The organism is Streptomyces sp. NPDC046831 (assembly GCF_040645305.1).
GTDB lineage: Bacteria > Actinomycetota > Actinomycetes > Streptomycetales > Streptomycetaceae > Streptomyces.
Genome location: NZ_JBEYXZ010000006.1, coordinates 179589 through 189518 on the forward strand (window position 1 = coordinate 179589; position 9930 = coordinate 189518).

At 76.2% G+C, this 9930-nt stretch carries 6 protein-coding genes; 3 read left to right on the top strand and 3 right to left on the bottom strand.

Annotated features, from left to right (window positions below; all coding sequences use genetic code 11):
• Positions 1 to 88 precede the first annotated feature (88 nt).
• Both ABZ920_RS08665 and ABZ920_RS08670 read right to left on the bottom strand, forming a co-directional pair.
• On the bottom strand, positions 89 to 1084 hold the full coding sequence (locus tag ABZ920_RS08665) for an aldo/keto reductase (protein ID WP_361500295.1): 996 nt from the start codon (positions 1082 to 1084) through the stop codon (positions 89 to 91).
• A 128-nt stretch (positions 1085 to 1212) separates the two neighbouring features.
• Positions 1213 to 1887 (bottom strand): GDSL-type esterase/lipase family protein, encoded by a 675-nt coding sequence (locus tag ABZ920_RS08670; RefSeq protein WP_361500298.1) that lies wholly within the window; start codon positions 1885 to 1887, stop codon positions 1213 to 1215.
• A 115-nt stretch (positions 1888 to 2002) separates the two neighbouring features.
• Here ABZ920_RS08670 and ABZ920_RS08675 point away from each other — a divergent pair, with 115 nt between their 5' ends.
• Positions 2003 to 2971, top strand: coding sequence for a WD40 repeat domain-containing protein (locus ABZ920_RS08675; RefSeq protein WP_361500301.1), 969 nt, complete (start codon positions 2003 to 2005; stop codon positions 2969 to 2971).
• A gap of 835 nt (positions 2972 to 3806) precedes the next feature.
• Here the strand turns inward: ABZ920_RS08675 and serC are convergent.
• On the bottom strand, positions 3807 to 4925 hold the full coding sequence (gene serC, locus ABZ920_RS08680) for a phosphoserine transaminase (RefSeq protein WP_361500304.1): 1119 nt from the start codon (positions 4923 to 4925) through the stop codon (positions 3807 to 3809).
• Between the two features lie 143 nt (positions 4926 to 5068).
• Between serC and ABZ920_RS08685 the strand changes: the two genes are divergently transcribed.
• Both ABZ920_RS08685 and ABZ920_RS08690 read left to right on the top strand, forming a co-directional pair.
• A complete protein-coding gene (locus tag ABZ920_RS08685; RefSeq protein ID WP_361500307.1) occupies positions 5069 to 7996 on the top strand; it encodes an FAD-binding and (Fe-S)-binding domain-containing protein in 2928 nt (975 codons plus the stop codon).
• Positions 7997 to 8345: 349 nt separating this feature from the next.
• Entirely contained in the window at positions 8346 to 9287 is a 942-nt protein-coding gene (locus tag ABZ920_RS08690; protein ID WP_361500445.1) for an EamA family transporter, read from the top strand.
• Positions 9288 to 9930 lie beyond the last annotated feature (643 nt).

Genomic DNA, 9930 nt, shown 5'->3' on the forward strand with positions numbered 1-9930 from the left:
ATCCCGTCTCCCGCCTCGGGCCGTCCCCCCCCGGTGAGCCGGGCCCCGGCAGGCGGGACCCGGCGACGGCGGCGCGCCGTACGAGGCGCTACCAGGCGAAGGCCTCCGGGGACGGGCCCGGACCCGGGAAGATCTCGTCGAGTCCGGTCAGCACCTCCTCCGGCAGCTCCAGCTCGACGGCCCGCAGTGCGGACTCGAGCTGCTCGGCGGTCCGCGGTCCGACGATCGGGCCGGTCACACCGGGCCGGGTCAGCAGCCAGGCCAGCGCCACCTCACCCGGCTCCAGGCCGTGCTTGTCGAGCAGGTCCTCGTACGCCTGGACCTTCGCCCGTACGGCGGGGTCGGCCAGCGCGTCGGCGGCCCGGCCGGAGGCGCGGCGCCCGCCCGCGACCTCCTTCCTGATCACACCGCCGAGCAGACCGCCCTGCAGGGGCGACCAGGGGATGACCCCGAGGCCGTACTCCCGGGCGGCCGGGATGACCTCCATCTCGGCCCGGCGCTCGGCGAGGTTGTACAGGCACTGCTCGCTGACGAGCCCGATGGTGCCGTGCCGGCGGGCGGCGAGCTCGTTGGCCTGGGCGATCTTGTAGCCGGGGAAGTTGGACGAGCCGGCATAGAGGATCTTCCCCTGCTGGACGAGGACGTCGACGGCCTGCCAGATCTCCTCGAACGGCGTGTCCCGGTCGACGTGGTGGAACTGGTAGAGGTCGATGTAGTCGGTCTGCAGCCGCTTGAGGCTGGCCTCGACGGCCCGCCGGATGTTCAGGGCGGACAGCTTGTCGTGGTTGGGCCAGACCCGGGAGCTGTCCGGGCCCATGTTCCCGTACACCTTGGTGGCCAGGACGACCTTGTCGCGCCGGTCACCGCCCTTGGCGAACCAGTTGCCGATGATCGTCTCGGTGCGGCCCTTGTTCTCGCCCCAGCCGTAGACGTTGGCGGTGTCGAAGAAGTTGATGCCCGCGTCCAGCGCCGCGTCCATGATCGCGTGGCTGTCCGCCTCGTCGGTCTGCGGGCCGAAGTTCATGGTCCCGAGGACCAGTCGGCCGACCCTGAGTCCTGTGCGTCCGAGCTGCGTGTACTTCATGGTTCCCCAGCCAACGTCCTGGAGTGCGCTCCAGGCAAGGCCAGGCAAGGGGGGCCGGTGCGGGGCGCCGGCCACGGGAGCACATCCGGCGGCGCCGTGGAGGGGCCCGGCGGACGAGCCGCCTCGCCTCAGCTCTCGTACCCCCCGCCCAGCCCCCACGCCTCCCACAGGGCGCCGGCGAAGGCCGCCGCCAGTTTGTGTTCGCCGCGCGCGTTCGGGTGGGTGCCGTCGTAGGTGTCCAGGCGCATGTCGTACGAGGCGGGCGGGGTGACCGGCAGCAGCGGCGAGCGCGGGGTGTCCAGGTCCGCCAGCGCCTTGGCCAGCAGTTCGTTGAAGCGGCTCACCTGGGCGGCGAAGGGCGGGTCCTCCGCGACGCGCACGTTCGGCATCACCGGCAGCACGGCGATGCGGACGCGCGGGTTCGCCTCCCGGGCCGCGGCCACGAAGCGCCGCACGTTCTGCGCCGTCTGGTCGGCGTCGGTGTAGAAGCCCAGGTCGATCAGGCCCAGGGAGACCAGCAGCACGTCCGCCCGGTGCTCGCGCACCGCCTCGCCGATCAGCGGGGTCATGTGCACCCAGCCCTCGCCCCAGCCGGCCAGGTGGGCGCGGGGGAAGCCGGGGTCGGCGTACGCGTGGGACGTCGGCGCGTCCGTCGCCTTGTCGTACAGCGTCTCGCGCGGGCCGACGAAGGTGAACGGGCGGTGGTACGTGTCGCGCAGGTGCTGCCACAGCCGGTGGCGCCAGGTGTGCTCGCCCGCGCTCCCGATCGTCATGGAGTCGCCGACGGGCATGAACCTGAGCATGCGCTCATGATGGACGATCAAGAGCGCGGGTGGGGTGTGAGGCCCACCACGCCCCGGCCGCGTCCTTCCGGGGGACGCGCCGGAAGCCGGCCGCGCGGGATGGCAGGCTTGGCCCATGCGCCGACCGTACGCCCTCCTCGCCGGGGCCCTCCTCGTGGCCGCCTGCGCCGCGCCCGCCACCGCCGCCGGCGGCGACGACGGGTTCACGATCAGGGACCCGAGGATCACGGAGTCCAGCGGCCTGGCGGCCTCCCGCCTGCACCCCGGCGTGTACTGGACGCACAACGACAGCGACGACGGGCCGTACCTGTACGCCGTGGACGGCCGGACGGGCCGGACGGTCGCCACCGTCACGCTCACCGGTGTCGGCACGCCCCGCGACGTCGAGGCGGTCTCCATCGGGCCGGGCGGCCAGATCTACGTCGGCGACATCGGCGACAACTTCGGCGGCCGGTGGCCGCACGTGTGGATCTACCGGCTGCCCGAGCCGAAGCAGCTCAGGGACCAGACCGTCCGGGCGACGCAGTACGTCGTGAAGTACGCGGACGGCCCGCGGGACGCCGAGTCCCTGGCGGTGCACCCGAAGACGGGGCGGGTCTACATCGTCGACAAGAAGGAGGACGGCGGCCACCTGTACCAGGGGCCCGCCCGGCTCTCCGCCTCCGGGACCAACGTCTTCGAGCCGGTCGCGGCCGTCGACCTGTGGGCCACCGACGCCGCGTTCTCCCCCGACGGGCGGCAGTTCGCCGTGCGCGGCTACTTCGGCGGCATCGCCTACGCCTGGAACGGCGGCCACCTCGAGCGCGAGGGGCGGCTGAACGTGCCCCTGCAGGGACAGGGCGAGTCGGTCACCTACAGCGCCGACGGCAGGAAGCTGCTGTTCGGCAGCGAGGGCGCCGGCAGCCCCGTGCAGGCGCAGGACGCGCCGGGCGCCGGCGGCGGGTCGAAGACGCCGTCCGCGGGGGGAGGGACGACCCCGGGCGGCTCGGGCGCCGGCCTGAGCGGCGGGACGAAGACCGGTGTCGTCGTGGTGGTCGCGGTGGCCGCCCTGTTCGGACTGCGGCGCCTGCTGCGCCGGCGATGAGCGGGGCGCCGGCCGCCCCCGGGCCGCGCGCGGCACGTGGATGCCGGAGCGCCCGCAGGTAACGTCGCGTGATGCCCTCCGAGACGCCTGCTGGGGCGCGGGACGGGTACGGGGACAGCCGTTTCCGCCCCCTGTCCCGCGTGGAGGCCGGGCGTCCGGCGCGGCACCGCGGACCGTGCCTCACCGCCGGCCGGATCGCCGGCTGTTCGTCACCACCGGCGTGGTGACGCGGCGCCGGGCGGTGGTGGTGCCGCCGGGGATGCCGGCCGCGCGCCGGCGTGGTGACGCGGCGCCGGGCGGTGGTGGTGCCGCCGGGGATGCCGGCCGCGCGCCGGCGTGGTGATGCCGCGTCGGGGACGCCGAGCGGTGGCGGTGGTGCCGTCGGGGACGCTGGGCGGGTGCCGTCGGGGACGCCGGGCGGCGGCGGTGATGCCGTCGGGGACGCCGAGCGGGTGCCGTCGGGGGCGGGCGCCGGGCGGACGGCGGTGATGCTGCCGGAGACGCCGAGCGGGGGCGGTGATGCCGCGTCGGGGACGCCGAGCGGGGGCGATGGTGCCGCCGGGGGCGCCAGGCGGCGGCGGTGATGCCGCCTGGCGCGCCGGGCGCCGTCGGGGACGCCGAGCGGGTGCCGTCGGGGGCGCCGGGCGGGGGCGGTGGTGCCGTCGGGGGCGCCGAGCGGGTGCGGTGGTGCCGCCGGGGACGCCGAGCGGGTGCCGTCGGGGGCGCCGGGCGGGGGCGGTGGTGCCGCCGGGGGCGCCGGGCGGCAACAAGGCACCCGCAACGGCGAAGGGGCGCCCGGTGGCCACCGGGCGCCCCTTCGTGCCGTACCGGACGGTCAGAGCTTCTCGATCACGTAGTCGACGCACTTCGTCAGCGCCTCGACGTCCGCCGGGTCGATCGCCGGGAACATCGCGACGCGGAGCTGGTTGCGGCCGAGCTTGCGGTAGGGCTCGGTGTCGACGACGCCGTTGGCGCGCAGCACCTTGGCGACCGCGGCGGCGTCCACGTCGTCGGAGAAGTCGATCGTGCCGATGACCTGCGAGCGCTTGGCCGGGTCGGCGACGAACGGGTTCGCGTACTTCACGTCCTCGGCCCAGCCGTACAGGGTGCGGGCGGAGGTGGCGGTGCGGCGCACCGCCCAGTCCAGGCCGCCCTGGCCGTTGAGCCACTCCAGCTGCTCGTTCAGCAGGAACAGGGTGGCGAGGGCCGGGGTGTTGTACGTCTGGTTCTTGCGGGAGTTGTCGATCGCCGTGGGCAGCGAGAAGAACTCCGGGACGTGGCGCCCGCCGGCGTGGATCCGCTCGGCCCGCTCGATCGCGGCCGGGGAGAACACGCCGATCCACAGGCCGCCGTCGGAGGCGAAGGACTTCTGCGGGGCGAAGTAGTACACGTCGGTCTCGGCGATGTCGACCGGCAGGCCGCCGGCGCCGGAGGTGGCGTCGACCAGGACCAGCGCGCCCTCGTCGGCGCCGGCCACGCGCCGGACGGGCATGGCGACACCGGTCGAGGTCTCGTTGTGCGTGAAGGCGTAGACGTCCACGCCCTGCTCGGCCGCCGCCTGCGGGTGCGTGCCCGGGTCGGCGGAGATGACGGTCGGCTCGGCGAGCCAGGGGGCGAGCTTGGCGGCCTTCGCGAACTTGGAGGAGAACTCGCCGAAGGTGAGGTGCTGCGACTTGTTCTCGATCAGGCCGTGCGTCGCGATGTCCCAGAACGCGGTCGAGCCGCCGTTGCCGAGGATCACCTCGTAGCCGTCGGGGAGCTGGAACAGCTCGCGGATGCCCTCGCGGACCCTGCCGACCAGGTTCTTGACCGGGGCCTGGCGGTGGGAGGTGCCCAGGAGGGACGTCCCGGTGGCGGCCAGCGCGTCCAGCGCCTCCACCCGGACCTTGGAGGGACCCGCGCCGAAACGACCGTCCGCGGGCTTGATGTCAGCAGGAATCTGGATCTCAGCCACGAGCCGGAGGGTATCTCTTCGGCGAAACCGGACGGAAACGTGTCCGTCGGATGAGACGAGTCCTCCACCGGCCGGCCTTGTGCTGACCTACGACGTCGACGGCGTCCCCGGGCGGGGCCGGCGCCGGTGTGCATCCTGGACGCATGACGGATCGCGCGGGTCTCGAGGCGGAACTGCGGGGAGTCGTCCGGGGCGAGGTCGCCTTCGGGGTCACGGACCGGGCACTGGTCACGATGGACGCGTCCAACTACCGGCGTGTCCCGCTGGGCGTCGTGGCGCCGCGGGACGCCGACGACGTGGCGGCCGTGCTGGAGGTCGCCCGGGCGCGCGGGGTGCCGGTGGTGGCGCGGGGCGGGGGGACGTCGATCGCGGGCCAGGCGACGGGGACGGGCCTCGTGCTGGACTTCACCCGGCACATGAACCGGGTGCTGGAGCTCGACCCCGGGACGCGGACCGCCGTCGTCCAGCCCGGCCTGGTCCTCGACCGGCTGCAGGAGGCCGCCGCCCCGCACGGCCTGGGCTTCGGGCCGGACCCCTCCACCCACGGCCGGTGCACGCTCGGCGGCATGATCGGCAACAACTCCTGCGGCTCCCACTCGGTGGCCTGGGGGACGACCGCGGACAGCGTGCGGGAGCTGTCGGTGCTCACCGCCCGGGGTGAGCGGCTGCGGCCCGGGCCGGGCTGGGCCGGGGCGCCGGACGGGCTGCGCGCGCTGGCCGAGGGCGAGACGGCGCGCCTGCGGACGGGGTTCCCGCAACTGCCCCGCCGGATCTCCGGGTACGCCCTGGACGCCCTGCTGCCCGAGCGGGGCGCCGACGTGGCCCGCTCCTTCTGCGGCTCGGAGGGCACGCTGGGCGTGCTGACCGAGGCGGTCGTCGGCCTGGTCGAGGTGCCCCGCGCGCGGGCCCTGGCCGTGCTGGGACACCCCGACGAGAGCGCGGCCGCCGAGGCCGCCGCCGGGCTGCTGCCCGGGGGGCCCCGCCGCACGGGCGCGGCCGCGGACGGGCGGGGGCCGCTGACGATGGAGGGGATGGCGCGGGACCTGGTGCCGTCCGCCACGGGCCTGCCCCGCGGCGGCGCCTGGCTGTTCGTCGAGACCGGCGGCGCGACGGAGGCGGAGGCCCGCGCCCGCGCCGAGGCGGTGGTGCGGTCCGCCGACGTCGTCGACGCCCTGGTGGTGACGGACCCGGCCGGGCAGCGGGCGCTGTGGCGTGTCCGGGAGGACGCGAGCGGTGCGGCCACACGGATGCCCGACGGCACCGAGGCCTGGCCGGGCTGGGAGGACTGCGCGGTGCCCCCGGCGCGGCTGGGCGCCTACCTGCGGGACTTCCGGGCGCTGCTGGCCGCCCATGGTCTGCGCGGCACCCCGTACGGGCACTTCGGCGACGGCTGCGTCCACGTCCGCATCGACTTCGACCTGCTGACCGAGGCGGGCGTCGGCCGCTTCCGGCGGTTCTCGCGGGAGCTGGCGGAGCTGGTCGTCGCGCACGGCGGCTCGCTGTCCGGCGAGCACGGGGACGGGCAGGCCCGCGCCGAGCTGCTGCCGGTGATGTACGGCGCGGAGACGGTCGCCCTGTTCGAACGGGTGAAGGCCGTGTGGGACCCGGACGACCTGCTCAACCCGGGGATGCTGGTCCGCCCGGCGCCGCTGGACGCGAACCTGCGCTTCGCGGTGCTGCCGCGCCGCCCCGTGGACGTGGCCTTCGGCTACCCGGCCGACGGCGGGGACTTCGCCGCGGCGGTGCGCCGGTGCGTCGGCGTCGCCAAGTGCCGGACCGCCGCGGCGACGGGCGCGGAGGTCATGTGCCCCTCGTTCCGGGCGACCGGCGAGGAGGAGCACTCCACGCGCGGGCGGGCGCGGCTGCTGCACGAGATGCTCGCGGGCGAGCTGGTGACCGGCGGCTGGCGGTCCACGGAGGTGCGGGACGCGCTCGACCTGTGCCTGTCGTGCAAGGGATGCCGGTCGGACTGCCCGGTCGGGGTGGACATGGGCACGTACAAGGCGGAGTTCCTGCACCACCACTACGCCGGACGGCGGCGCCCCGCCGCGCACTACTCCCTGGGCCTGCTGCCGGTGTGGCTGCGGTGGACGGCCCGCACGCGCGCCGCCGCGCCGGTGAACGCGCTCGCGTCGGTGCGTCCGCTGGCGGCCCTGGCCAAGCGGCTGGGCGGCATCACGCCCGAACGGGACGTCCCGCGGCTGGCCGCGGAGCCGTTCAGCCGGTGGTGGCGGCGACGGCGGCAGCGGGGCGTGGGCGGCGCCGGCGCGCTGGTCGTCCTCTGGCCGGACACCTTCACCGAGCACTTCTCGCCGTCGGTGGGCCGGGCGGCCGTCCGCGTGCTGGAGGCCGCCGGGCTGCGGGTGGCGCTGCCGCCGGGCCTGCGCCTGCGCCGGCCCCCGGTGGGCGACGGCAGGTCGGCGCTGCTGAACCCGGTGGCGCTGCTCAAGGGCCGCGGCCGGGTCTGCTGCGGCCTGACGTACGTCTCGACGGGGCAGCTCGACCGCGCCCGCGCGGTGCTGCGCCGCACCCTGGACCTGATGGAGCCGGTGCTGGAGACGGACGTGCCGGTCGTCGTCCTGGAGCCGAGCTGCGCCGCCGCGCTCCGCGCCGACCTGCCGGAGCTGCTGCCCGGCGACCCGCGCGCCCGGCGCCTGGCCGGCCGCGTGCTCACCCTCGCCGAGACCCTGGAGCGGCACGCGCCCGGCTGGACGCCGCCCCGCCTGGACCGCCCGGTCGCCGGCCAGACCCACTGCCACCAGCACGCGGTTCTCGGCGACGCGGCCGACCGCAGGCTGCGCGCGGCGGCGGGCCTGACCGGCGACCTGTCCGGCGGCTGCTGCGGCCTGGCCGGCGACTTCGGCTTCACGAAGGGCCACTGGGAGGTGTCGACGGCGTGCGCGGAGGAACAGCTCCTGCCGTCGGTCGGGCAGGCCCCGGACGGGGCGGTGGTCCTGGCGGACGGCTTCTCCTGCCGTACCCAGCTGGAGCAGCTGGCGGGCGTAAGGGGACGGCACCTGGCGGAGGTCCTGGCGGACGGCCTCGACACCCGGGGCGAGGAGGGGCGCTGAGGCGCAGGCGGGGGCCGTCCCGGGCGTGCGGCGGCGGACGCGGCACGTCGGGCGCTGGGGTGGCCGGTCTGCGGGCGCGGACGCGGCGCCGGGTGCGGTCACGGCCCGGTGCGGGGCGGGCGCGGGGTGCGGCCACGGCCCGAGGGTGCCCTCCGCTCACGCCTTCCGGGCGGCGGGCGGGCGCCCGCTGGTGTGTCGTGGGGGAGCCATGGCCGACTCCGGGGCGTGTGGGACAGTGGCGTGGAGGCTTCACACGCCTGACCGGGTCCATTACCATGGACTCGGTAGTACATCTTGATGGACAAGCGTCGCCACACACTCCGAGCCGCTCCCTGGACCGCCCGTGACCATGCCCCGTCCCGCCAGCCCGTCGTCGTCGGCACCGGCCCCGGCCGTCTCCGCGCCGGCCGGCACCCCCCGTCGCGGCGGGTCCCTCGGGCCCGTCGGCCTGGTCCTCGCCGGCGGTGTGTCAGTGCAGTTCGGCGGTGCCCTGGCGGTCACCCTGATGCCCCGGGCCGGCGCGCTCGGCGTCGTGTCCCTGCGCCTGTTCGTGGCCGCGGTCGTGCTGCTGCTGGTCTGCCGCCCGCGGCTGCGCGGGCACTCGCGGGCCGACTGGGCCACGGTCGTCGTCTTCGGCATCGCCATGGCCGCGATGAACGGGCTCTTCTACCAGTCGATCGCCCGCATCCCGCTGGGTACCGCCGTCACCCTGGAAGTCCTCGGTCCGCTCGCCCTGTCCGTCCTGGCCTCCCGCCGCGCGATCAACGTCGTCTGGGCCGCTCTCGCCCTCGCCGGGGTCTTCCTCCTCGGCGGCGGGGGCTTCAGCGGCCTGGACCCCGTCGGGGTCGCCTTCGCCCTGGGCGCCGGGGCGATGTGGGCGGCGTACATCGTCTTCAGCGCCCGCACGGGCCGCCGCTTCCCGCAGGCCGACGGGCTGGCCCTGGCCATGGCGGTCGGGGCGCTGCTGTTCCTGCCGCTGGGGATCGCCGAGTCCGGGGCGAAGCTCGCCGATCCGGTGACGTTCGGGCTGGGCGCGGGGGTCGCGATGCTCTCCTCCGTGCTGCCGTACACCCTCGAACTGCTCGCCCTGCGCCGCCTGCCCGCCTCCACCTTCGCGATCCTGATGAGCCTGGAACCGGCCCTCGCCGCGACGGCGGGCTTCCTGGTCCTCCACCAGTCGATGTCCGCGGCCGAGGCCCTCGCCATCGCGCTGGTGATCGCGGCGAGCATGGGGGCGGTGCGGACCCAGGTGGGGCGGCGCAGGACACCCGTACCGGATCTGGCCCCCTGACCGCAGCCGGGGTGCGGTGAGGCGCCCCAGGCCCGGGGCCGCCGAAGCGGGCGCTCCGGGCCGGGGAGGCCTCTGACCGCGGCTGCCCCGGGGCGGAGGGTGCTTCCGCCCCGGGTGCCCGCCTGTCCGCCACCGCGCGTGCCGGCCCCCCCGCCCGGCCGGGGTGAGCCGGGCCGCTCGAGGCGGCACGGACGGCCGGCGGCCGGCCCGGCCCCGGCTCGCCGGACGCGCGCCCGTCGTGGATGTCTCGGCCCCGGCCGGCGCCCGGTCCCCGGCGTCGGGCGCGACGGGGCTCCGTCGGCGGTGCGCGCCTCCCGTCCGCGCTCCCGTCCACTGTCGGTGCCTCGAAAGACGCCGGCACCCGGTCTGCCGCGGGGGCAGGCCCGCCCCCTGGGGTCATGCGTCGGCTTCCACAGCCGTCCGCGCCCCGCGTCCCGCGTCCCCCGCGTCCCGCGTCCCGCGTCCCCCGGGTCCCCCGGGTCCCGGGTCCCCCGGGTCCCGCGTCCCCCGGGTCCCCCGGGTCCCGCGTTCCGCGGGTTCTGCGTTCCGCGGGTTCTGCGTTCCGCGGGTTCTGCGTTCCGCGGGTTCTGCGTTCCGCGGGTTCTGCGTTCCGCGGGTTCTGCGTTCCGCGGGTTCTGCGTAC